This is a genomic window from Candidatus Protofrankia datiscae, from assembly GCF_000177615.2.
Taxonomy (GTDB): Bacteria; Actinomycetota; Actinomycetes; order Frankiales; family Frankiaceae; genus Protofrankia; species Protofrankia coriariae.
This window is the reverse complement of sequence record NC_015656.1, coordinates 282,942-305,461: the sequence shown is the minus strand read 5'-3', so window position 1 is coordinate 305,461 and position 22,520 is coordinate 282,942. Positions and strand designations below refer to the sequence as shown.

At 70.9% G+C, this 22,520-nt stretch carries 19 protein-coding genes; 6 read left to right on the top strand and 13 right to left on the bottom strand.

What is annotated here, in order from left to right:
• Positions 1–132 precede the first annotated feature (132 nt).
• From FSYMDG_RS01235 to FSYMDG_RS01220, 4 genes are all read left to right on the top strand, one after another.
• Complete coding sequence (locus tag FSYMDG_RS01235; protein WP_131772013.1) at positions 133–837, top strand: hypothetical protein; 705 nt, start codon at positions 133–135, stop codon at positions 835–837.
• 464 nt (positions 838–1,301) lie between these two features.
• Positions 1,302–2,159: a mechanosensitive ion channel family protein gene (locus tag FSYMDG_RS01230; protein ID WP_013871812.1), complete on the top strand. Its 858-nt coding sequence runs from the start codon at positions 1,302–1,304 to the stop codon at positions 2,157–2,159.
• 333 nt (positions 2,160–2,492) lie between these two features.
• Positions 2,493–3,287, top strand: a complete 795-nt coding sequence (locus tag FSYMDG_RS29365; protein WP_013871811.1) for a hypothetical protein — start codon at positions 2,493–2,495, stop codon at positions 3,285–3,287.
• Between the two features lie 35 nt (positions 3,288–3,322).
• Complete coding sequence (locus FSYMDG_RS01220) at positions 3,323–4,558, top strand: alpha/beta hydrolase family esterase (protein WP_237703181.1); 1,236 nt, start codon at positions 3,323–3,325, stop codon at positions 4,556–4,558.
• A 448-nt stretch (positions 4,559–5,006) separates the two neighbouring features.
• On the opposite strand, the gene FSYMDG_RS01215 is transcribed toward FSYMDG_RS01220, so the two are convergent.
• The 6 genes from FSYMDG_RS01215 to FSYMDG_RS01185 form a co-directional block, all read right to left on the bottom strand.
• Positions 5,007–5,606 (bottom strand): hypothetical protein, encoded by a 600-nt coding sequence (locus tag FSYMDG_RS01215; protein WP_013871809.1) that lies wholly within the window; start codon positions 5,604–5,606, stop codon positions 5,007–5,009.
• Between the two features lie 1,777 nt (positions 5,607–7,383).
• Positions 7,384–7,821 carry a DUF3180 domain-containing protein gene (locus FSYMDG_RS01205; protein ID WP_013871807.1) on the bottom strand — a complete coding sequence of 146 codons (438 nt, stop codon included), beginning with the start codon at positions 7,819–7,821 and terminating at the stop codon, positions 7,384–7,386.
• The gene (gene folK / locus FSYMDG_RS01200; protein WP_083828077.1) at positions 7,818–8,438 is read right to left on the bottom strand and encodes a 2-amino-4-hydroxy-6-hydroxymethyldihydropteridine diphosphokinase; all 621 of its coding nucleotides are present in this window, start codon (positions 8,436–8,438) and stop codon (positions 7,818–7,820) included. Before folK ends, FSYMDG_RS01205 begins: the two co-directional genes overlap by 4 nt.
• Positions 8,435–8,890: a dihydroneopterin aldolase gene (gene folB / locus FSYMDG_RS01195; RefSeq protein ID WP_013871805.1), complete on the bottom strand. Its 456-nt coding sequence runs from the start codon at positions 8,888–8,890 to the stop codon at positions 8,435–8,437. Before folB ends, folK begins: the two co-directional genes overlap by 4 nt.
• Complete coding sequence (gene folP / locus FSYMDG_RS01190) at positions 8,887–9,915, bottom strand: dihydropteroate synthase (protein WP_043602721.1); 1,029 nt, start codon at positions 9,913–9,915, stop codon at positions 8,887–8,889. Before folP ends, folB begins: the two co-directional genes overlap by 4 nt.
• Positions 9,916–10,066: 151 nt before the next feature.
• Complete coding sequence (locus FSYMDG_RS01185; RefSeq protein ID WP_013871803.1) at positions 10,067–10,981, bottom strand: GNAT family N-acetyltransferase; 915 nt, start codon at positions 10,979–10,981, stop codon at positions 10,067–10,069.
• Positions 10,982–11,690: 709 nt separating this feature from the next.
• Here FSYMDG_RS01185 and FSYMDG_RS26685 point away from each other — a divergent pair.
• Positions 11,691–11,858 carry a hypothetical protein gene (locus tag FSYMDG_RS26685; protein WP_013871802.1) on the top strand — a complete coding sequence of 56 codons (168 nt, stop codon included), beginning with the start codon at positions 11,691–11,693 and terminating at the stop codon, positions 11,856–11,858.
• A 186-nt stretch (positions 11,859–12,044) separates the two neighbouring features.
• Here the strand turns inward: FSYMDG_RS26685 and tnpC are convergent, their stop codons facing one another.
• From tnpC to pheA, 5 genes are all read right to left on the bottom strand, one after another.
• Positions 12,045–13,481, bottom strand: coding sequence for an IS66 family transposase (gene tnpC, locus FSYMDG_RS01180; RefSeq protein ID WP_013871651.1), 1,437 nt, complete (start codon positions 13,479–13,481; stop codon positions 12,045–12,047).
• 300 nt (positions 13,482–13,781) lie between these two features.
• Positions 13,782–14,075 (bottom strand): hypothetical protein, encoded by a 294-nt coding sequence (locus FSYMDG_RS01175; RefSeq protein ID WP_013871801.1) that lies wholly within the window; start codon positions 14,073–14,075, stop codon positions 13,782–13,784.
• A 1,453-nt stretch (positions 14,076–15,528) separates the two neighbouring features.
• Entirely contained in the window at positions 15,529–16,731 is a 1,203-nt protein-coding gene (locus FSYMDG_RS27745; RefSeq protein WP_050803650.1) for an aminoglycoside phosphotransferase family protein, read from the bottom strand.
• 82 nt (positions 16,732–16,813) lie between these two features.
• Positions 16,814–18,400, bottom strand: a complete 1,587-nt coding sequence (locus FSYMDG_RS01165) for a hypothetical protein (RefSeq protein ID WP_013871798.1) — start codon at positions 18,398–18,400, stop codon at positions 16,814–16,816.
• Between the two features lie 464 nt (positions 18,401–18,864).
• A complete protein-coding gene (pheA, locus tag FSYMDG_RS01160) occupies positions 18,865–19,815 on the bottom strand; it encodes a prephenate dehydratase (RefSeq protein ID WP_013871797.1) in 951 nt (316 codons plus the stop codon).
• A gap of 469 nt (positions 19,816–20,284) precedes the next feature.
• On the opposite strand from pheA, the gene larB reads away from it, so the two are divergent.
• The gene (larB, locus tag FSYMDG_RS27305) at positions 20,285–21,274 is read left to right on the top strand and encodes a nickel pincer cofactor biosynthesis protein LarB (protein ID WP_013871796.1); all 990 of its coding nucleotides are present in this window, start codon (positions 20,285–20,287) and stop codon (positions 21,272–21,274) included.
• Positions 21,275–21,530: 256 nt separating this feature from the next.
• Here larB and FSYMDG_RS01150 read toward each other — a convergent pair whose 3' ends face one another.
• Positions 21,531–22,010 carry a ChaB family protein gene (locus FSYMDG_RS01150; RefSeq protein ID WP_013871795.1) on the bottom strand — a complete coding sequence of 160 codons (480 nt, stop codon included), beginning with the start codon at positions 22,008–22,010 and terminating at the stop codon, positions 21,531–21,533.
• A 213-nt stretch (positions 22,011–22,223) separates the two neighbouring features.
• A complete protein-coding gene (locus FSYMDG_RS01145; RefSeq protein WP_013871794.1) occupies positions 22,224–22,436 on the bottom strand; it encodes a hypothetical protein in 213 nt (70 codons plus the stop codon).
• Positions 22,437–22,520: the final 84 nt, after the last annotated feature.

Here is a 22,520-nt window from a genome sequence, read left to right as displayed (position 1 = left end):
TCCATGCAATCAGTGCATACTGGACTAATCGGGAACCCACCGAACGCTCCACCGCAGCCAGGGGGTACTAAGATCATGGCGACGTCCCAGCCTGCGCGGCGCTCTCGCATCCGAATGCTCGGCCTCACTCTCGTGGGTGTTCTGCTGGCGCTCGCCAGCGGCTCCTGCGGCGGGTCACGGCAGCCCGCCGGCAACACGACGCCGGAACAGCCGGTGGTCCCGGTCGCGTCGGCAGCCGCCCGGACGAACCTGCACGCGGGGGACTACGTGCTGACCCAGGGGCCAGAAACCACCGGCTTCAACGCGAGCACGTCCCTGGACAACCGTGGAGCCCTCTCCGTAGCCGCGATGACCGGCTTCGCGGCGTGTGTCGGGAGGTCGGGAGCCGATCCGAAGATCGAGCCGCTGGACTCGGCCAAGGGACCCTACTTCGCCACGAACGACAACCTGGTCTTCATGGGTTCGGTGGCGGCGGTCTACCCGGCCGAGGTGATAACGGAGGCGGTCCGGATCGCGGCCGATCCGTCCTTCCCCTCCTGCGTCGGTGACCTGCTCAAACGCGGGTACACCGAGGCCGCCGACCTGCCCGAGGGCAGCACTTTCACGATCCTGTCGACGACGAAACGCACGCCCCCGGCCGGTGTCACCGCGCTGACCAGGGTGAAGGCGTCGATGACCCTCGACGGGCCGGCGGTGCCGATGACGTTCGACGTGATGTTCGTCTTCGCCGGCCAGGTGCAGAGCTCCTTCCTGGTCGGCCGGGTGTTCGACGCACCCGACCAGGCCGTCGTGAACCGGATCGCCAAGCAGATCGTCCGAAAGACCGCCAACCAGTAGGCGGCACGCCGGCCAGGAGAGGATCGCCTCCCCGGCGGTGGCCGGAGAGGCGGGGCCGACGGGCCTGGTCTACCGCCACCTCGCGGCGCTGTTATGCCTGGCAGCGCCGTTGTGCCTGGCAGCGCTCCACCTCGGGGCGCTGCCATCTCGCTGGCAACCAGACGTCCCTTTTGTTCGGGGCATCCATGGACGGACTACACGAAAGCTACTTTCAGAGACCGTGTGGCAACATGGCGTGATCGCTATATATGAGGTGTTCTGTTAGCGGCCACCCCTGTGGGGACCTACGGCATGTTCCAGGCGTCTCCAGACGTCGTCGTTCGACACCGATCCGGTGCGCAACCCCGGGCGCGAAACACACGGTCGCGTCGTCCTCGGCCCTGCCATGGCCCGGGGAGCCGGGCCACGGCAGCGGGAGACAAGCACGATCACGCCGCCTCTGGCCCCTAGACGGAGGAGGACTATTGGTACCGCAGGCTGCCGGCTGGGACCAGGGTGTCCGGGACGCGTGGACATCCGTCATCCAGAGCGTGCCGAAGATCGGGGCGTTCGTGCTCATCCTGCTCGCCGGCGGCCTGGCGGCTCGTGGCATCGTCAGCGCCGTCAACCGTCTCCTGGTCCGTGCCGGCGCCGACAACCTGCTCGACCGCAGCGGGCTGGCCCGCATGCTCCGTCGCCCCGCGGCCGATCTGCGCGCCGACCTCATGCGGATCACGTTCGCCATCGCCGCGCTGGCGCTTCTCCAGCTGGCACTCGGCGTGTTCGGGGTCAACCCGGTCAGCATCCTCGTTCACGATCTCATCGTCATGTTGGCACGAGCCGTGCTCGCCTGCGTCGTCCTCGTGATCGGCGCCACCCTGGCGTCCGCCGCGCGCGGCTACGTCGGCAACGCGCTCAGCGGCCTGCCTTACGCCGGGGCAGCGGGGGTCGTCAGCGCCACCATCATCATGATCGGTTTTGGCAAGGCCGCCCTGGACGAACTCGGCCTTGCCACATCCGTGACAACACCGATGCTCTACGCTGTTCTCGCAACCATCACCGGAGTGACGATCGTGGGGGTGGGCGGCGGGCTCATCCGTCCCATGCAACAGCGTTGGGAGGAGGCCCTGCGCCGCGGCGGACAGGAGCTGACCAGCGCCCGGTCGACGTGGCACGGCAACCGGGCACGCTCCGCGGCCGAGGAGCCGATGGTGGTCTCCGTGAGTGACCTGGTCGCCTCCGGTCGCACCGGCAGACGGCCGGACACCCCGCCGGATCCGCTCCCCCCGCAGCAGGAGACAGGCGAACCCGGCGGCCACGCCGGACCCACCCGGCAGCCATGACCTTCCAGTCACGGGAGCGGCCGGCGTCCGGGGCCTGTGGCGGCGCCGGCCGCCACACCAACGAAGCCGCCTGTGGCGGCGCTGGCCGCCACACCAGCAAGCCACCGTGTGGGGCGGCGCCAGCCGCCACACCAACAGCCACCGCAATAGCGACAACGGTCCAGAACGGCCGCAACGGACACGTGTCCGTTCCACGAACTGACGCGCGCGACAGGAGTGGGTAAGGCACTCTGGTACGACAGCGAGTCGCAACCAACGACAGCCAAGGCCACTTACGGGGCACATCACTACGGAGCACGTCACGCAGCACGCGGGAAGTGGGGAGACATCTCGGTGGACACGCCATCAGACCTGGAGCGCTCCCGGCTGCTCCTGGTCTGGCTACAGGCCCGTCGCGCCGTCGACCGCTGCCTGTCGGACCTGCTTGCGGCCGGGCCGGCCGGCGAACGCCGCGTACGCGAACAGCTCGAGCTGGTCAACGACCTGGAAAGCCGCGCGCGGGAGGCGTTCGTGCAGTACCGCTCCGCGGTACTGCAGCCCCTGCCGGACACCGACCCGGCGGACGCGCTGGACACGGCGGGCAGTGCGGACGCTGCGGGCGTAGTGGGCTGGACCGTTCCCCTGGACGCGGCGGGGCGTCCGCGCCTGGGCGTGGTACGGACGGACCAGCCTGGTCCGGATCCGGAGCGGGACCAGGTCACGGGAACAGCCCCGAGCACCGTCGACCCCGGCCCGGTGCCCGGCACCGGCACCGACCTGGGCCGCTCCGCATCCAGATCCGGAAAAGATCTTGGTCGCACGGCGTCCGGATCCACATCCACCACCAGGACAGGACCGCCCACGGATTCGGCCTGCCCCGGAAGTCCAGCGGCCACCGCACCCGCTGGCGGGACCAGCGGGCCTCCCACCGGATCCCCTACCGGGATCACCGGAGCGACCGGGACCGCCGCGGGCCGTCCTTCTTCCGCGCCCTCTGTGCCTCCCGCACCGCCCGCCCGCCCCAGCGGCTCATTACCGTCCGCGCCACTGCCGTCCGCGAGAGTCATTCCGTTCGCCGGCCGGGACCGTGAAACGGACATCACGCGCAGAACTCGAGCCATCCGGGGGAGTCAACGCCGGCACCGGTGACGGACTTCTGTCACCAACAGGACAAAATATGTGTGATGCCGCCCTCCCGCCTGGCCCGCGCGCTGCTGTCCCAGCGCCGCCGCCGTAGCTCGCCTCGCCGCCGTGGCCTGCCACGGCGTGACGTGCTGGTCTGCTGCGCCGTGTTCACGTCCGTGCTGGCCCTGTGTGCCGGGGGATGCGCGGCTCTGTACGACCGCGTCCTGCCAACCCCCTCCCCGACCACGCTCATGATCACCGTGTCCACCCCGACAACCGGGCCGGACGCGTACGAACGATCAGGACGCACGACACAGTTACGCCTGACGCTGCCGGCCATCACGATCACCCGGCCCTTCCCGCTCGTCATCGCGTTGCACAGCCTGAACAACGACAGCTCGGAGCCACAGTCGCTGTGGGGCTTCGACGTGCTCGTGGGCACCGCCGGGTTCGCCGTGGCCTACCCCGACGCGCTCAACACCTCCTGGAACGCGGGCACCTGCTGCGGGCAGTCCGCGGCCGCGCAGGTCGACGACGTCGGATGGTTACGGGCGCTCATCTCGCATCTGGAGCAGCACTATCCGATCGACCGGCAACGGGTGTTCCTTGTCGGTTTCTCCAACGGCGGCATGATCGCCTACCGTTACGCCTGCGAGCACGCCGACGAGATCGCCGGGATCGCGGTGGTCGCGGCCAGCCTGCAGACGGCCGGCTGCGCGCCGGCGAAACCGGTGACCGTGGTGGCCATCCACGGCCAGCTCGACAAACGCGTCCCATACGCCGGCGAGGCCTGGTCCGAGGCGCTCGGGACGCCCCTGCGGTCGGCGCGGGAGAGCCTGTCGCCCTTCCGGGCCAGTGCCGGCTGCGCCGAACCGTCGCTGCCGCAGGACACCTTCACGGTCGGCAGCGACGGTGGCGCCATCGGGAACGCGGCCGGCGGCCAACTCGTCGGCCTCGACGAGGACGGGGCCGCGGGCCCGGCCAGCCGTGGCGGGGGCGCGCAACAGGCGGCGCCCGGCCAGGCCGTCGCTGCTCTCGCCCCACCGGCTGGCGCCGGGGGCCGCACCGCGACGAGTGGTCCTGGGGTCGGCGCCGCGTTAGCCGCCCGCGACGGATACACGGCGATCAGGCAGGAGACGGTGTGCTCGTCCGGCAAGCGGATCGTGGAGTTCCTGCTTCCCGGCCTCGCCCACGGTTGGCCACCCGCCACCGGCCCGAAACGCTTCGACACCGCCGCGGTGATCTGGCGGCTGCTCGCCCCGATGCGCTCACCCGCTCCCGGACCCGACCTGTAGGCCAGCCCTACGGCCACCGGCCGATGCGGGCGGGTGCTCCAGGCAGCGCCGCCTGCGTGGAACAGGGCCGTGGAACAGGGCCACGGAACAGGTCTAGCGCCCGTATAAAACAACGGAATAAAAATTCCGCAACAATAAAAATCATCAACAGAAGGCCAATGACGGCAGAGGCCCCCCGTCGGACCGGAGATCCATACCATCGCGCGGCGACAGCACGCACGGCAACAGACGAAGCGTCGATCAGGTAATGCGGCCCGGTTCCGGCGCCATCAGAGCATCGAAACAAGAAGCAAACAGTTGTTGTAACAGCTGTTCGTTTCTTGCTCCCTCATCCAGCAAAGTCAAGTGTTACTGCTGGTAGCCGGTATATAAGAGCGCTCCGGCCTGCCCGGTGCAGCCCGGGCGCCCCAGACTGCCCGTCCAGACAGCTCGTCCCGTACCGCCGGGGTCATGCCGGGCGGAAGGAGGCGCGCAGGCTCTCCAGCAGCGTGGTCGCGGTCGCTGCCGACTGCGCCGACGAGCGGGCGATCAGGACATAGACCGCGTCCCCGGCCGGCACCGCCCGCATCACGTAGGTGGCCCGCTGCCCTTCGCGCAGGTACGAGCCAACCCACTCCTGGACCCGCGCGCCGCCGGGATCCGCCACCGTCCGGGTGGTCTCCCTGGTCACGCCGGGCTGGATGGTGAACTCCGAATCCTGGACGGCGGTGAGCGCGGCCGCCTGGTCCGTCCCGGCGACCCGGGCGACACCGACCATCTGCGGGCCGCCGGACCGCGCGTTCCCCACCGGCGGCTCGACGAAGAAGACCGCGGTCTTGTCCCGGCGCTGCTGCCAGGCCGCCGGATGGGAGAACGCCGCCTTCTGCTGCGCGTCGGTGACGGCGACCCAGTCGGCCGGGACGGTCGCCGGGGGCGCCGCGTGGCCGGCGGCTGGCTCGCGGACGCTCCGGGTCCCGCGGTGGCGCCGGCCGGGTCGCCGGACGCCGCGGAGGGCCGGGCCGTGACGGCGGCCGCACCGCCGCCCCCACCACCGCTGATCTTCTGCCACACGAACCCGGCCCCACCCCCGACAGCGAAGGCAACACCGAGGATCACCACCGCGTACACGAGTCGACGCAGCAGCCAGGGGAGCCCGGCGGCATCCCGGGGACGGTTCCGGCGCGTTCCGGCGTCCCCTGTGGACCTGTCTGTGGACCGCTCCGTGGACCGCTCCGTGGAGCGGCTCGCAGACCGGTCCGGTGACCGGGGGTCGCCCCGGTCATCCCGACGCCGGCCCGACTCGGCCCGGAGCGTGCCGACCTGCTCACCGGTGGTGTCCTGCTCGGCGGCCGACGGGCTCGCTCGGCGGTCGTCGGAATGGTCCGGCCCCGGCCGGCGGGATGCCGATGTCGACATGTCGGCGCCGACCTGCCTGGTCCGGGGCGGGGGAACACCGTCCGGGCGTCCGGGACGGTCGCTGCCCTTCCTGGGCCGCAGGTCCGTGAAGACCGTCATTTCGCCGGCTGCCGGCCCATCGAGCGGCAGCGGATCCGGCGGATACCGGGCCGGCTGTGACGCGGGGGGCGCGGCCACCGCCGCGATGTCCTGGCTGGCTGCCGCCTCCCCGCCGGCGGCGTAACCCGTCCCGAAACCCGTCGCCGGTGCCTGGTAGGCGCCGGGCCCGGACGGATTCGCCGGATACCCGACGCCGTCCGGCGGGTAAAGCGCGCCGGGCTGGTAGCGGCCTGCCTGCCGTGAGCCGGCGGCCCCGGGCTGGGGGCCACCGGAAGCGCCGGGGGGAGCCTGCGGGCGGGGTGCCTCCCGGTACGGCTCCCCCGCGCGCGGGGCGGAATCGACCGGCGACGGCCCGAAGGGCCTCGCCCCCGGTGCGAGCCGGGTCTGCTCCCCGTAGAAATCGGGGGCGCCGGCCTGGGGAGCGCCTGTCAGGGGATATCCGGCCGCCGGAGCGTACCCGCCGGGCGCGGGGGCGGGCTCGGCACGATAGCCCGCCGGGGGCCCGTAGCCGGCGTCCGGCTCGTCCCGGGCGTAGCCGGCCCGCGGCGGTACGCCCTGCCGCTGGGGCAGGCCAGGTGACCGCGAGTCCGGATACGCTCCCGGTCCTGGCGGGGGATAACCGCCGGGCGGCTGATATCCCCCGGCCCCCGGCTGGGGGCCCACGGGCACCTGGGGAGAAAAAGACCCCTGGCGAGAATCAGGAGACCGGTACGAACCAGGATCCTGATACTGGCGGGCGTTGTAGTAGCGCTCAGCATCCTGGTTCTGGTATGAACTCGGAGGGTAGTCGCCATGGCCACTGGGAACCGACTCCGTGTCGGGACGGTCCGCCGTTGCCGGCACGCCGTCCGCGGCTGTGGCTCGACGTGGGTTCGACGCGTCAGATCGTCGCATATCATCCGCCACCGACCAACCTCCTCACGATCCGCGCCCACGTCATATGTCCCCCCATCGGTGTACCACGGCGTTGCGCTGGCGTTGCGCGCGCCCAGTTGACAAACGCCGGATCGCGGGATCCTCATCGTGACCAGACGCTGGACGGGCACTCCGGGTTGTGGACGCCGCGGAAACCACGACCGCGCACTCCTCGATCAACTGGGCTTTCGCGGTCATCTGAGGCTTTCGATCGCCTGGCAGCGCCGGTCACGCGGGGCGGGTGCCAGCCGCGAACGCCGATCCGGAGCATGATCCAGACGGGCGTGTCGCCAAGTACGCTTCTCGGCGGAACGAGCGTACCCGACGGCACGCTCGCGCCGATCTTCCCTGATGGCCGGCGCCCGGCACCGGACACCACCGCCGATATGGCTACACATGGTCGCACAGCTGGCGCGCTATGACTTCGGGACCCGGCACACCCGCTCGAGCAGGAGGCCACTGACAAGGAGCACCAGCGCCGCCGCGACCCCGAGACCAGCGGTGACCGCGTCGGTGTCAGCGGTACCGAACTCGTCCAGACGTGGCAGCGCGTAACCGAGCAGCGCCGCCCACGCCCCCATGAGCGCGGCCCCGGCCAGGCTGCTCGCCTTCGCCAGCGCCGCCAGCCGGGCGACGGTCAACGGCAGGATCGGCCTCGTGCCCGGACGTCCCTGCAGCCGGCGCCGGGTGATGGCGGCGGTCTGTGCCTCCGCCAGCCCGACGATCAGCAGCGACAGCGGTGCCGTCCGCGGGAACCGTGGCAGGTCCCGATAGGTGAAGGCCAGCAACACGTACGCCAGCACGCCGACCACCACGGCCGCCGCCACCAGTTCCCGCGCCCGCGTCGGCCTCACCCGGACAGACTCCACGGCGTCCGGCGGACCCCGGAGGTGTCCAGCGCGGCCACCAGTTCCTCGACCCGGCCGTGCCCGGGCAGCGCCGCGTCCGGGTCGACGTCCAGCCACGGGACGCAGACGAACGCGCGCAGGTGGGCGCGTGGATGCGGGATCAGGATGTCCGGGTCGTCGCTGACCAGATCGCCACAGGCGATCACGTCGACGTCCAGGGTGCGCGGGCCCCAGCGGACGGTTCGTGCCCGGTGGGCCGCCCGCTCGGCCGACCGGGCCGCGGCGAGCAGGTCCCGCGGCGGCGCCGCCGGGACCAGTACCACCGCGTTGAGGTAGTCGTCCTGGTCGGGCCCGCCGACGGGCGCGGTCTCGTACACCGGTGACACCGCCACGGACCCCAGCAGGCGGGTGGCGGCACGCAGCTGGGCGAGGCGGTCGCCGAGGTTCGAGCCCAGCGCCAGCACCGCCGGCGCCTGGCCTGCCGGCGTCGGTCGCCGCGCGAGACTCCCCGGCCGTCGGCGCCCCGGCGACGGACGCCCCGGCGGCCGCTGCTCCTGCGGCCGAGGCTGCGGTCCGGGCCCGGAGGCGTCCTGGGGCCGGTGCGGGCCCGTGGCCCCGCTCATGCCCGCCGACTCCGGGTGACGGTGACCGCGACGTCGGTGAACGGCAGCGGGATCGGCGCGGCCGGCTTGTGCACGGTCACCTCCGCCCGCAGGACCCGGTCGTCGGCCAGGCACGCGTCGGCCAGCCGGTGGGCGAGCGTCTCGATCAGATTGACGGGCTCCCCGGCGACGATCCCGGCCAGCGTCTGTGCCAACGTCCCGTAGTCGACGGTGGCGGCGACGTCGTCGCTGGCGGCGGCCGGCCGAGTGTCCAGCCACACCGCGGCGTCCACCACGAACTCCTGGCCGAGCTCGCACTCCGCCGGTAACACACCGTGATGACCCCGGACTCGCAGTCCGGTCACGGCAATCCGGCCGGACGCGACGAGCGCCGCGGCAGGAGACACGGCGGCCGTGGCGGAGGACGCCGTGAGAGACGTACCGGCAGACGTGTCAGGAGACGTGCTGGTCATACCGCACTCGTGGGCGGGAGCCGGAACGCGCCACGGGCCGACACGCCAGGATCCGTGACGCCAGGATCCGACGTCCCAGGATTCGACCTCCCCGGGTCCGACACGGCGGAATCCGGCCTGGCGGGTGTCCGCTCCGCCGGCGCGGGCCCGCCGCCAGCCGGCCAGGCCCGCCGCTCGCGGGCCTCCCGCCATGCCTGGACGACCCGCACCGCGTCGGCCGCGGCCCGCACCGCGTGCACCCGGACCGCCCACACCCCGTCGGCCGCCAGCAGGGCGGTCGTCGCCTGGGTCGCGTCGTCGCGCTCCCCGGCCGGGCGGGGACGCTCGTCGGCGTCCGCGAGCAGGCTGCCCAGGAAGGACTTGCGTGACGTGCCGACCAGCAGCGGATGCCCCAGCGCGGCAATGGCGTCGAGGTGAGCCAGCAATGTCCAGTTGTGCCCGCTCTCCTTCGCGAAACCGATCCCCGGGTCGACGATCACCCGTTCGGGCGCGATCCCGGCGGCGAACACGGCATCGAGGCGCTCACGCAGCTCGGCGACGACCTCGGACACGACATCACCGTAGACCGCGCGGGTGGCCATGTCCGCGCTCACACCTCTGGTGTGCATCAGAACGTAGGGGACCGCCCGCTCGGCGGCCACCGCCAGCAGGTCACGGTCGGCGGCGCCCGACACGTCGTTGATGACCGCGGCGCCCGCGGCCAGCGCGGCCTCGGCGACGGCCGGACGGGTCGTGTCGACGCTCACCGCGACACCCGCCGCGGCCAGCTCCGTCACCACCGGCAGCACCCGGCGCAGCTCCTCGGCCGGATCGACCCGCCCCGCGCCCGGCCGGGTCGACTCGCCCCCGACGTCGACGATGTCGGCGCCCTCGGCAGCCATCGCCAGACCGGCCCGCACCGCGTCGACCGCGGTCGGATAGGCGCCCCCGTCGGAGAACGAGTCCGGTGTCACATTGACCACACCCATCACGCGGGTACGACCCAGCGGCTCCAGAAGACCACGGCTGGCCTGCACGGACGTCATGCCCCCTACGCTAGGCCGTGTCCGGTGGACGCTGGTCAACGCGGGCGGTACCCCGGGCGGCCTGCCGTGAGGTGTAAGGACGGCTGGCTCTTCGCGCGGGCTGGCCGGGCGGTCGTGCCGGCGGTGCCGCACGGCCGCTGGCGCCGGCCGCTCACCCGCTGACGCCGGGAGCCGCGGCGGTGTGCAGCCGGCGGTAGGAGTAGCGGTAGACCGGGCGGAAACCGATGGCGGCATACAGCCGACGGGCCGCCGTACTCGTCTGTTCGACCTGCAGGTAGGCACGGGACGCGCCCGCTTCGGCCGCCCAGGCCGCCAGCCTGGCGAGAACCGCGTGGGCGGCTCCCCGGCCGCGCGCGGCCGGCACGGTCGCCATGCTGTAGATCCCCAGCCAGTCGCCGTCCACGGTGCCGCGGCCGACGGCCACCGGCACGCCGTCCAGCACGCACAGGACGTATGCCGCGGGCACGGTGAGGTTCGCCAGCACCCCCAGCGTGCCGGCCCGCTGGCCGGCGAAGGTCGCCAGCACCTGGCCTGCGACGTCCAGCCAGACATCACCGACGGTGTCGAGCAGGATCGCCCGGTGACCGTCGGCGTCGGCGGACGGGGAGCCGCCGGCGCCGACGGGGACGTGGCCGGTGGGCCCGGCAGCCAGCCGTTCGCGGATCTCCTCGAGGTCGGCGACGCAGACGTCGGTCGGCCCGGTGTCGTCGAAACCGGCCACGTCCAGCGCCTCGTGGATGTCCGCGGGCAGGGACACCGGCGTGATCTGGAGTGTCGGCGGCAGACCGGCGGTGGCGTAGAACTCACCGACCGCGTTCAGGGCGCCGGCGATGTCACCGACGTCGCCGCGGGCCCACACGGAGTTACCGCGCCGGGAGGAGCCGGCCGACTCCCGCAGCACCCAGCCGCCCAGCCGCCGCTCGCGCAGGGGCGGCCACGCACGATGAGCCAGATCCTCGAGCTCACGGCTGAGGTCGCCGTCAACCGGTTCGCCCACCGTGGGCGCCACCAGCGCGTCCGGGGCGGCCGCGGGCTGGCCGGGATCGCCGACCGGTTCAGCGGCCATACTGTGATCGCCATCTGCCGCCCGGGAACAAACCCGTACTGACCACCCGTCCGAGGCTACCGGGTGAAGCACGCGGGCGGACCGGATTCCAGCCTCCAGCGACCTTCTCCAACCGATCTCCGGACCGGAGCCGGACGGTCGGTCCAACCTGGTACACGCCCCGCCGTAGCGACAGCCGCGGGCGACAACCGCGGGCGTGTCCGGTCCAGCCTGCCCGGCTCTCCGCTCCCCGCTGGTGTTACGCCGGCCGTCCCGACCGACTCCACGAGCCGTCCTCACCATGCGCGGCCGTACCGGATGCACAGCGCCGGGATATTGATGCGCTCGGGGTACGTACCGGTCACCGCGGCCGGCTATTCAATGCATTAGCGTGACAGCCCCGGCGTGACGGCATTAGCGTGACGGCATTGGCATGACAGTGCACGGCCTGCCGGGACATCACCGGAAGCGGTGACTTTGTTACCTCGCCGTAACGGACGCTCAACCCGACGGGAACACCGAGGTTCTACGTTTCTTACAGTAAGATTCGGACGTATCGCTGCCCGACAAAGGGGCCGGGCTCCTCCACAGGGGGCATGGAGTCGGAAATGTTGGTGAACCCGCCACGCAAGGCCGTTTCGGCAGGTGCATCACGTGAGGCGATCCCGCCGCACAGCGTGCTGACTGAGTGGAAATCGCTTCACGACCGAGAGTCGTTGGAGGTCTACTCATGAGCAGACTGGTCACCCTTGTCGCCGCTGTCGATGCTCAGCCGACCCTGGAACAGACGGATTCGATGCTGATCGAACTCGGTCAGATGCCTCGTAACGCCGTCGTCCTGGGGCTGATCGATGCCCTACTCGAGTACCGGACGCTCCTGGTGAGCCTTACCTCCTGAGCGTCCACTCCTCACGCAGGCCGCGCTGGCCTGAGATTCTCCGCGGACCAGGATTCCCCAGAACGCGCGAAGAAGCGCGGCCGCGGGCTCTTCGTCCAGCCAGTCAGGTGGTCTCCTGTTACATGGCGACGAGACCACCTGACTGGTTGGCACACTGTAACTAGTCAGGTAGTTTTTGATCTTGAGTTAGCTGATCGCGGGCATCCAGGGACGGCCCTCGGCAAGTTGGACGAGAGCGTCGAACAGGCTGATGCCGTGTTTGGTGGCGGTGGACAGGTAGCTGCGGATCGCGCAGAACTGGCGGGCGCCGGTGAGCGTGCGTAGGCAGCCGGATACCTTCTGCCGTAGTTTGATCATGCGGATGTCGCGTTCGGAGCCGTTGTTGTCCGCGGGAACCCGCCAGTCGCGGGTGAACCGAAGGTAGTCGGCTTCGCGGTCGACGAGCCGGCAGGCCAGGGCATGGCGGGCGGCCATGAGTTTCGTGCCGCGCGGCGAGGTCTGGCTGATCCCGATGTGAGCGGCGTGGCGCAGCTGCCGGGTCTGGGTGGCCGGTGCCTGCTCGTCGATGGTGACGCCGGTAGTGGCGGCGTCGACGGCGAGGCGGTGCAGGGCGACGAGCGCGTCGCCTGCCTGGGCGGCCCAGCACCAGGTTCCCGTCGGGGCCGCGTCGACGACGGCCTGTAGTTCGCGCAGCACGTGAGCGACGCACAGCTGGTGGGTGGCGCCGGTGTAGCTGTCGTAGGGGGCCCAGGCGTCGTGGACCACCACCCCACCGAAGGCGGGAAGCACCCCGAGGGCGTCGATCCCGCCGCTGCCGCGGGTGGCATGGCAGTCGATCAGCGTGTACTTGTCGGTGCGGGCGCAGTGCACCCAGTGCAGTTTCCCGGCGACCCGCAGCCCCGTCTCATCGGCCCCGATCACGTCGGCGGCGGCCAGCAGACCCCGGACGGTGTCACGGAAGCCGTCGAGTCCGGCGGCGGCACGGGCGGTCATCGCACCGACCGTGCCCGCCGAGATCGGGATCCCAACCAGCTCGGCCAGCGCGGTCGCGGTCCGCTCCTGCGACAGGAACTGACCGGAATACAGGTAGACCACCGCCGCGGCCACCCGCGGCCCGTACTGCACCGGCGCGTCCACCCCGGCCGGTGCCGCCGCCTTCGTCCGCGTCCCGCAGCCGCACTCCCGCTCGATGAGCTGATGTTCGACCACATGCGGACGTAGTTCGGGCAGGTCGAACACCTGCCGCCGTTCGGTCCGGGTCACAGGCCGGCCCGCAAGCCCCGCCCCGCACCCCGCACACGGCCCCGGCTCATGCCGCAGGCGCACATCAGGCTCAGCGAGCATCCGCAGCGTCGATCCCGGATGCCCGCCCTGCCCACCGGGCCTGCGGCCGGTCTTCTTCCGCAGCGACTTCGGTGGCGGTTTCGCCAGCCCGTCCGAACTCGGTGGCTTCGCCGAGTTCCGCGAGTTCTTCGCGACCTGAGCTTCCAGCTCGGCGATCCGCACCCGCGCCTGTTCCAACGCCGCAGCGGTCTCGACCAGCTGCGCCCGCAGACTCACCACCAGCGCCGCGAGCTCGTCATACGACGGCACCGGCGGCGACGCGGGCGGACCATCCGACACACCCGGACCCTACGGCCCGATCAACCACACAGCACCAACGACCCGGGCCTTCAGGCCATCGAGGAGTCCCAGCCAGCCGGGAAACCAAAAACAAACGATCTACCAGACCTGACCAGTTACGGCACACTTACCACCGGGAGATCCCGGACGGCTGCTTTTCAGCGACCGAACACCAGCACGAGACGGTCACCGTACGCGCCGTGCCATGGAAAACTCCGCGACACGTACCCAGCCATGTCACGGAGCTCCGCAGCACACACCGGCGGCCGACCGCCGGGATACCACCGTGTTACGTGGTAACTACCGACCGAAGCGCTGGCCCTGCTGGCCCTGCTGCTGGCCGAAGCCGCCCTGCTGCTGGCCGCGCTGCCCGGCGGCACCCACACCGACGAGCTCCTGCAGGCGGGTCTCCACGTAGCGCTCGCTGTGGTGGGTCTTGTCCGCGATCCGCTGCACGAGGTCGTTGACATCGCGGGCGGCGTCCAGGTCCGCGGTGCCGACCTGACCGAATTCGTCGAGCAGACGGTAGCGGATCTGCTGCCAGTTCTGGCGAAGCTCCTGCTCGATCTGCTGCTGTTGCTGCTGCTGTGCCATTACGTTTTTCCTCTCGTCGTATACCGACCGAACGAGAAGTGACACTACCCCACCGGGTACTCGCTCGGTCAACCCCAACAGCCAACTTCGCAGGTTGTAATTCCGCCGGTTTCCCGAGGGTAAAATGGCGGCATTCCGTCAAAAGAAGAAAAATAGCCGGGAAAGAAGATCCGGGTCACCCGACACCACAAGCGGGACGCTCCCCGCCAAAAGTCGGGCAAATATCGGATGGCAGCCCGGCCGCGCGGTCACCCTGGGCCGGGCAGCCGCCACGCCAGGCAGCCATGCGGCACCGGTACCGGTCACTCCCGCAGTGCGCGCCAAGCGTTGGCCGTACCATAAGAAGCCATCCGACCGAGGTGTCCGGTCGTCATTTAGAAAACCTTCAACAAGCAGGTCCCAACGGATATATCATGGTCCACTGAAAGCTCCCTTGAGCTCCTTCTGCCCCAGCTCTCACAGCATTACCAAAAAATACCCAGGAAGGCGGAACAGCAGGCACGGGAACCGGCGGGCGAACAACATGTCCATATCATTTGTTCGTCCCATCGGCAGTCGGGTGCGCACAGCCGACCAGGTCCGTCCGCCCCAGCCGACGACCGTCCGAAAGAAGGCGATCACGGGTATTTCGGCGCGCTGCGAGCCATTACACCACGGCTGACACCGATACCGTCCGCGCCAGCGGGCAGCATGATTCCGCGATCTCGCGGGCGGATGGCCGCATCTCTCCTTGGACGGCTCTCCTTGGACGAACGACGTGACGGCCGCGGCCAACCAGCCGCGGAGGGAACGGCACACGGGCTGGGCGAGGCACACAGGCTGGGCGGAGGCGGCCAGCGAGCCGGTCCGGACAGGTCCGCAGGCGCCCCGCGAACGACGGGAGACGGCGGGAGTTCGTCCGGCGTGGCAGTGATCTCAGGCAGCGATCTCGGGCTGTGGATCGACGTGACGAACGCCTTGCCCCGCCGGCACGGTACCGGTACCGGTACCGGCTTCTCCCGGCTCCGCGAGCCGGGCTGGAACAACCCGCTGTGGCAAGCTGCCCGCCAGGACGGGAACCGACAGGCAACGGCGAATCCGGGATGCCTGGACGGCCGGCGGCCGGAACCGTCCGTTGCCCCGCCGACCCGGACGTTGTGCCCGAGCCGGCCGCCGGATGGTGGGCACAATCACGGCACTTCCCCGGAACATCCACCAACAGCCATCCGATAACATGACGACATCGAATGGTGGATTCATCCACGTACCCGCACCGGGGGCAAACTCGAAGGAGGCGGTCCCGGAGGGAGCATGGCCGGCGGCGGACAAATGTTCCCGCGAAGACGACACCTTCGAAGAAGGACGGTGTTCCCTGCGAGAACAGCGTGGCCAGATCGGTCACAGCAGGCTGACAGTTCGTCAGAACCATGACGACAGTCAGGATCCTGACGTTTTCCCAGGGCCGGACGTACTCTCAGGAATAGGGCATCCATCGGACGGTCTCGTCCTGGTAACGCAGGCTGGCGAGACGGACCGCGAACTGCGCGGCCACCCGCGGATTGCTCGCGAGGACCGGCACCACGCTCGTCACCAGCTTCAGCTCCCGCACCGCCCGTAACACCTCGAAACCCGGCCAGCGCATGACGTCGAAACCGTACGTGGCGGCGAGCGTCGCGTGCTGCTCCGGCGGATAGCCGAACCGCAGCCGCCCGACGGCCAGCGGGATCAGATCCCATTCGGGCGGCCCGTGGCAGGCGGCGTCGAAATCACATATCAGCACCTCGCCGTCACGAGCTCTGACGAGATTTCCCAGATGGGCGTCGCCGTGGATGATCCCGGCCGGCAGGGCGTACACCACGCGTTCCAGCGCGGCCTCGCAACGGGCGGTCAGCCGTTGCAGAAACGCGAGGTCGGCGGCGGGCAGCCCCTCGGCGTCGGCGAGACGTAACCGGACGTCGGCGAGCGGGTCAAAACGGGGCAGGGGAATGTCCGGCAGCGGCAGGGCGTGCAGCTGGCGCAGCGCGACAGCAAGATCACGTTCCGTCGGCGGGCCGTCGGTCCGTGACACCCCGCCCGCCGTGGCCGCCCATCCGGGCGCCGGACGACCCCTCGCCGCGTGCTCCGACGCCGACCGCCCGGTCGCCGCCCGCCCGGTCACCGGACGCATCGTCGTGCCACGCGGCGGCACGACCCGCCCCTGCGCCGCATGCCTGGCCGTGGGCCCGTGCCCGGCCGCCGGCCCACGGGCCCCGGTAGGCGGCTGGACGTCCCCGCCCACGGCCGGCGAGGGGATCCCGGCGGCCGGCTCCGGCGGCTCTCCCGGCCCCACCGGACCCTCGCGGCCGGCGTCGATCCACAGGGTGGCCACGGTGTCCGCGATCCGCAGCGGTGCCGGCAGGCCCGGCGCCAGGCGCACGGCCGGGACGTCGTGGCGGGCCAGCCAGCGAGCGACCTGGACGACCTTGTCCGCCCGGTGCGCCATCGCCCGCGACCCGGATATCCGGACGACCACCCCGGCCCGGGGCAGCCGGAAGATCGCGTTCGCCGCGATTTTGATCATTTCCGCGTCCTGGCCGTCCAACCCGGCCGCCGCGCAGATCTCCCAAAGAACTTCCCAGGCCCGGGCGACGGTGAAACGCCCGCCACCGGCGACCGGGCCACCCGCCGGCCTTCGCACGTCGTTCAAGTGATTCACGTGATATGCACCGTCCGTTGTTGTTCCGCTACGGAGGTTGCGTGGGGCCGGCGTCGGCCATGGCTCACCGCTCGTGCCCCGCGGGGGCCTTCGTCGCGGCAGCCACCGCTCCGGCAGCCTGCGTGCTGGCAGCCTGCGTGCTGGCAGCGTCCGCTCTGGCGACAGCCGCGTCCGGGCCGGCTGGCTGTCGCTGGCCTTCCCGCTGCCACCCCCGGACGTACGCGGCGAGTTCCCGGACCTCCCGGACCTCCCCGTGCGCCCGGGTCACCGCGAGCAGCTGGTCGGCCCGATTCGACACCGACGCCACCGCGCGTCCCCAAGAGATCGAGATCGCCTCGGTGGCCAGTGCGCACACCCGGTCGAGCTCGAGACGGCCCTGGCAGGCCAGCGCCAACGCCAGATCGAGACGGATCACCGACCGGAACCCGGGCGCGTTCATCGCGTCCAGCCGCGGGATGGCGAACTGCGCGTGTTCCTCGGCGGCGCGGGACCGTCCGAGCAGGCACAGCGCCGTGGTCGCGTTGTAGGCGACCTCGACCGGGTGAAAGGTGTCGAAACCCGGCCCCGGAGATCCCCACTGTTCCACGGGAATCATGTCGGCGAACTCGTAGGCCAGGTCGAGCGCCCGCGCGGCGCCCCGGACGTCACCGAGCGCGGCCAGCGCGCGGGCTTCCTGGCAGACCAGCCGAGCCCGCACCGGCCCCGCGCTGACATACCGCAGCCCGTCCCGGGCGAGTCGCAGGGCCACGTCCGGACGACCGCCGTAGAACTCGGCGACCGCCCCGATCTCACGCGCGGACCCTCGCAACGGGCCGTCCCCGGCCCACTCCCCGGCCGCGAAACCAGCGGCGGCCAGGGCCCCCGCGACCTCGGGCTCACCCAGCTTGAAAGCGGCGTCGGCGTGCAGGACAGTGGCCCGGCCAGCGGCGATGCGCAGCCGGCGGGCATCCGAGGCGGTCAGTTGACGCTGGGCGAGCTGGTCCAGGTAGTGCCGCAGCCGGAGCGTCTCGGTGATCACCTGGGCGGGCGAGGTCTGCTCGTGGGTACCGAGCAGTTCGGTCAGTTGTCCCTCAGCATGGGCGATCGCGGCCTGTGCGGTCGTGCCGTGCACGTCAACGAGATCCGCGAGCTGCGTGTCAGGGAGGAGCGCGCCCACCATGGCGGCGCCGGCATACAGGTGGAACTGCCTGCGGTCGGACATCGGCGGGCCCGCGGCTGCCACCGGCTCGGGCAGCGGAGGCTGCCCGTCCGCGGGGGAGTCCCCGGAAAACCCGGCAGCCAGCTCGTCCGGCGAGCTCGTGTGGCCTGGCGGCTCCGGTACCGCGCGGGTATCCAAATGATCATCTGGAGGAGTGCGGGCCGCTGGAATCGCGACCGGCATGACCGGCAGGGTGGACGGAGCGAGCCGCGCGGTGTCCAGCACCGCTGGCCACGTGCCGGCCGGGCCGGCCGGCAGACTGGAAGCGGTCCGACCGGGCCCCTGCCGCGGCTCTTCGCGCGACAGCTCCTCCCGCGGCTGCCCTTCGTGCGGCTGTTCGCGGGACTTCCCGCTCGGCAGAAATTCCCGCCGGACCGGCTCCACCGATCCGGTTGGCCCGGTTGGCCCGGGCTCCCGGGGTACTGGCAGGAACAGCTCGCCAGTATTGGTCATGATTATCGCACTCCCTGGCCTCCCTGTCGGTGAGGCAACTCGTTCGCCCACCCGGACGAACTCTCCTGGTAGCGAGAATGTAACTCAAGGTAACACAAAAAAGTGTCGAAGTGTCGCGACCCGACAGAGAAGCGGGAGAGAACACGCGCGGACCACGGCACAAGCGATCACCATCCGGGCCAATCAGACGTCACAGAAAGTAATCATTCTCGGTCCGGTCCCGGACAACCCACCATGACGATCCGGAGATGACGTGTCACTTCGGATCCACAGGCCACCAGGAAGCCGACCAAGCAACGCGAACCCGTCCCGCAACCGATCAAAAACGCGTGACCGAGCACTGTAGAAGCACTGTCGAATCATGCGAGTAAGGGAACAAACCGCTGCCACCGCAGCCATTTCCACCCTCGTTTTCCTGGTCAGGGCAGGGCGCGTGGTTGACCGGCCGTCATTCCTGGCGGGCCTCAGGATCCGTCGGTGCTTCGGGCACGGGTATCCCCGCGCAGACCGGACAGCCAGACCGCCGCCTCGTGGAAGGCATCGTCGGACGTGCTCGGCCGCACCACCCCGGCCCGTCCGTCCGCCCGCGAATAACTGCCCAGGAACCGGACCTCGGCGCAGACGCGGTGCAGTGCCGACAACGCCTCCCCGACCCGCGCCTCGGACACGTGCCCCTCGCAGTCGACCGAAAAGGAGTACCGGCCCAGCCCCGCGCCGGTCGGCCGGGACTCCAGCCGGGTCAGGTTGACCCCCCGGACTGCGAACTCGGTCAGTATCTCCAGCAGCGCGCCGGGATGGTCGTCCCGCTCGAACAACACCACCGTGGTGCGGTCGGACCCGGTGGGCGACGGAGGCGGCCCCGGGCGGGTGACCAGCACGAACCGCGTCTGCGCCCCGTCGACGTCCTGAACGTCGTCGGCCAGCACCGACAGTCCGTAGCGGGGGGCGGCGAAGGCGCCGGCGAGCGCGGCGTCGACCTCCCCGGCCTGCACCCGGCGCGCCGCCTCGGAGTTGCTGAACGACGGTTCCCACCGCGCGTCGGGCAGGTTCTTGGCCAGCCACCGGCGGCACTGCGGCTGGGCGTGCGGATGGCTGGAAACCGTGCGAACCGCATCGATCACAGTCCCGGGCCGGACCAGCAGAGCGAACCGGATCAGGAGCACGACCTCGGCGGTGACCTGGAGCAGATCACCGCTGGCCAGTTCGTCCAGGGTGGTCGACACCGAGCCCTCGACCGAGTTCTCGAACGGGACGAGCGCCCCGTCGGCGTCCCCCTGACGGACCGCGTCCAGCGCTGCCGCCACGTTCGGCAGCGGGTCGAGCTGGGCCCTGTCGGCGATCGGAAGGGTCATCAGCGCCGCTTCGGAGAACGTGCCGGGCGGCCCCAGATAGACCAGACGCGTCGTTGACGTCATACCGACGACCTTCCGGATGTCATGCCGACAGCCTTCCACTTGGACGGGGTGGGACCGCCGGAGCGGGCAGCGTCCCCGGGGCGGAGCCGGTCACCGGGGCAACGGACATCGCGACAGCCCCGACCGTGCCCGAGGGGGAACCCGGTCGTACCCGGGAGGAGAAGAGCCCGGACGCGTCCCCAGCGGATCTCCCAACGGTACGGGGTCTCGGACACCGGATGAGCGGACACCCGGTATCCGAGACCGGGCCCATCGCCAGCTCCGCCAGCTCCGCGCGTCTCACCTCGACGATCCTACGATCCGGTGACGGATCGCATCCGCGGGCCCCGCTCCGCCGGCACCCAACCGCCCCAGCGCCCGACCGCTCCAGCGGACCGGACAGCGGCGGCATGGGCGAGCCGTCGGCGCGAGGAGGCGGCGGCGCGAGGAGGCGGCGGAGATCAGGCGGCGGACCCGTAGGGTCGGCAGTATGGATACGGAGGATGTGCGGCTCCTGCTGGACGCCGTGGCCTCCGGCACGGTCGGGCCGGACGACGCCCTGGCGCGCCTGGCCGCGGGCCCGCTCGGTGACGGCAGCGGCTGGACCGACCTCGGATACGCCCGTGTCGACACCCACCGCGGACTCCGCACCGGCGACCCGGAAGTCGTCTACGCCGCCGGCAAGACCCCGGCGCAGACAGTCGGCATCGTCGCCGAACTGCGGCGGACCGCTGGCCCCGGCCGTCCGACGCTGGTCACGCGGGCCGACGCCGCCACCGTCACGGCGCTGCGGGCCCGCTGGCCGGACGAGCTCACGACGTCCGCGCAGACACCGGCCGAGGCACCCGGCGGAGCTTTCGCCGCGCTCTCCGCCACAGCCGGCCACACCGCTGCTGCCACCACCGGCCACGCCAACACCGCCAACCACACCGCCGGTCACGCCGCCGCCAACCACCCGGTCGGCCACGCCAGCCACTCCGTCTTCGCTGGTCATGCGGCCGGTACCGCGCAGGCCGCGGCCACGGTTGCCATCGGTCCGCTGCCCGCGGCCCACGGCCGGGTCGTCGTCGTCTGCGCCGGGACGTCGGACGCCCCGGTCGCCGCGGAGGCCGCGCTGACCACCCGCGCGTCCGGGGTGGGCGTTGAGACGATCATGGATGTGGGGGTCGCCGGGCTGCATCGCGTCCTCGCCGTCCGTGACCGGCTGGCCGAGGCCGACTGCCTGATCGTCATCGCCGGCATGGAGGGAGCCCTGCCGAGTGTGATCGGCGGACTGGTCGGCACACCGGTCGTGGCCGTCCCGACCAGCGTCGGTTACGGCGCGTCCTTCGGCGGGCTCACCGCACTGCTCGCCATGCTTACCTCATGCGCTCCCGGCATCGCTGTGTGCAACATAGACAACGGTTTCGGCGCGGGCATCTTCGCCGCCCGTGTCGCCCGCCGTTCGGCAGCGGCCAGCGCCCCCCAGCCACAGCCGTAGGCAGAAACCGTTGTCATGACGACCCTTTCCACCTACGGCTTCCGCGCCTGTAGGTGAAAAATGTTGTCATGACGACGGAAACCACCTACGGCTGACGGCTGGAATCCGTCGGAGGCCATCCACGGCTACGGCCTACGGCCTACGGCCAGCAGCCGTAGGCCGTAGGCCGTAGGCGGAAAGCACCTGTGCGTCGCCGACGTTGACCGGCGACGCACAGGTGAAAACAATCACAAGAGGGTTGTTGTAACGGCTGTTCTTATCGCTGGCTTCGGTTGATGGCTCTGATGAGGTCGGCCTTGCGCATCGTCGAGCGGCCGGGGATGTCGAGTTCGCGGGCCACCTCGCGCAGGTGCCGCACCGGGGCGTTCTCATCCACGGCCCCGATGGTCAGCCTGGTCCCGCCCGGGGCCGGGGCCCGCTTCGCCGTCCGATGGCCTGACGGGTGACCTCCTGGCGAGTGGCCTGACAAACCGGTGTCCCTGCTCGAGGCCGAGGCATGCTTCACCGGCCGCTGGCCCGAAGGGCCGGCGTCGTGCTTCGGCTCCCAGCGGTTGCCGACCTTCTCGTGGGTGCGCCTGAGCGTGGCGAACGCCGTCCGGTGCGCCCGCGCCCCCTCGCCGTAGGTCCCGACCGCGCTGTCATGGGTCTCCTTCCATGTGCGCACCGCCTTGTCGTCAGATCGGGCAACCGTCGAGGGCACGTCCCGTCGCATCTCGTCGATGTTCTTTCCTGTCATGTCCGGTACCGGTCCTCACGTACTCCGTCTTGTTCGGGCTCGCTGTCGTGTTCGGGTCTGCTGTTCGGGCTCCTGTTGCTCAGGTCCGCTGTCGGTTCGGATGGGTGTCTCGCCCGGATCGCTTCCGGGCTCCTGGGGTGTTCCTGGGTGTTCGGAACGGGCTCACGCGAGCCGGCGGGGTTCCGTCCGGGCCGCGTCGCGGCCGCGCGCCGGTCAGTGCTCCCGGCGGTGGGAATCCCGACGGGCGGGAACGCGGCGGCCACCGGCACCGCCGCGGCGCAGGCCGGTCCCCCGGTCGACCCGGCGCACCGCGTCGCCGCCTTCGGCCCGGTGCCGTTCCTGGCTGATCCGGTCCCTGATCAGATCCAGCGCCCGGTCACGGTCGCCTTCGTCGAGTCCGTGCATGAGACTGTCGAAAACACTCAAGAGTTCTCCCCGGAGCGAAGATTGCGGAAAATGTCCCGCTTTTTCTCGTTGCAAGAACTTCTTTGTCCGTCTCCTCTGCCTGTC

Coding starts and splice junctions, on each gene's coding strand:
- FSYMDG_RS01185 (WP_013871803.1), bottom strand. CDS start 10,981: ATGGCCGCTGAACCGGTCGGCGATCCCGGCCAGCCCGCGGCCGCCCCG.
- folB (WP_013871805.1), bottom strand. CDS start 8,890: ATGACCAGCACGTCTCCTGACACGTCTGCCGGTACGTCTCTCACGGCG.
- larB (WP_013871796.1), top strand. CDS start 20,285: ATGGATACGGAGGATGTGCGGCTCCTGCTGGACGCCGTGGCCTCCGGC.
- FSYMDG_RS01165 (WP_013871798.1), bottom strand. CDS start 18,400: ATGACCAATACTGGCGAGCTGTTCCTGCCAGTACCCCGGGAGCCCGGG.
- pheA (WP_013871797.1), bottom strand. CDS start 19,815: ATGACGTCAACGACGCGTCTGGTCTATCTGGGGCCGCCCGGCACGTTC.
- FSYMDG_RS01150 (WP_013871795.1), bottom strand. CDS start 22,010: ATGACAGGAAAGAACATCGACGAGATGCGACGGGACGTGCCCTCGACG.
- folP (WP_043602721.1), bottom strand. CDS start 9,915: ATGACGTCCGTGCAGGCCAGCCGTGGTCTTCTGGAGCCGCTGGGTCGT.
- FSYMDG_RS01175 (WP_013871801.1), bottom strand. CDS start 14,075: ATGGCACAGCAGCAGCAACAGCAGCAGATCGAGCAGGAGCTTCGCCAG.
- FSYMDG_RS26685 (WP_013871802.1), top strand. CDS start 11,691: ATGAGCAGACTGGTCACCCTTGTCGCCGCTGTCGATGCTCAGCCGACC.
- FSYMDG_RS01220 (WP_237703181.1), top strand. CDS start 3,323: ATGCCGCCCTCCCGCCTGGCCCGCGCGCTGCTGTCCCAGCGCCGCCGC.
- folK (WP_083828077.1), bottom strand. CDS start 8,438: ATGAGCGGGGCCACGGGCCCGCACCGGCCCCAGGACGCCTCCGGGCCC.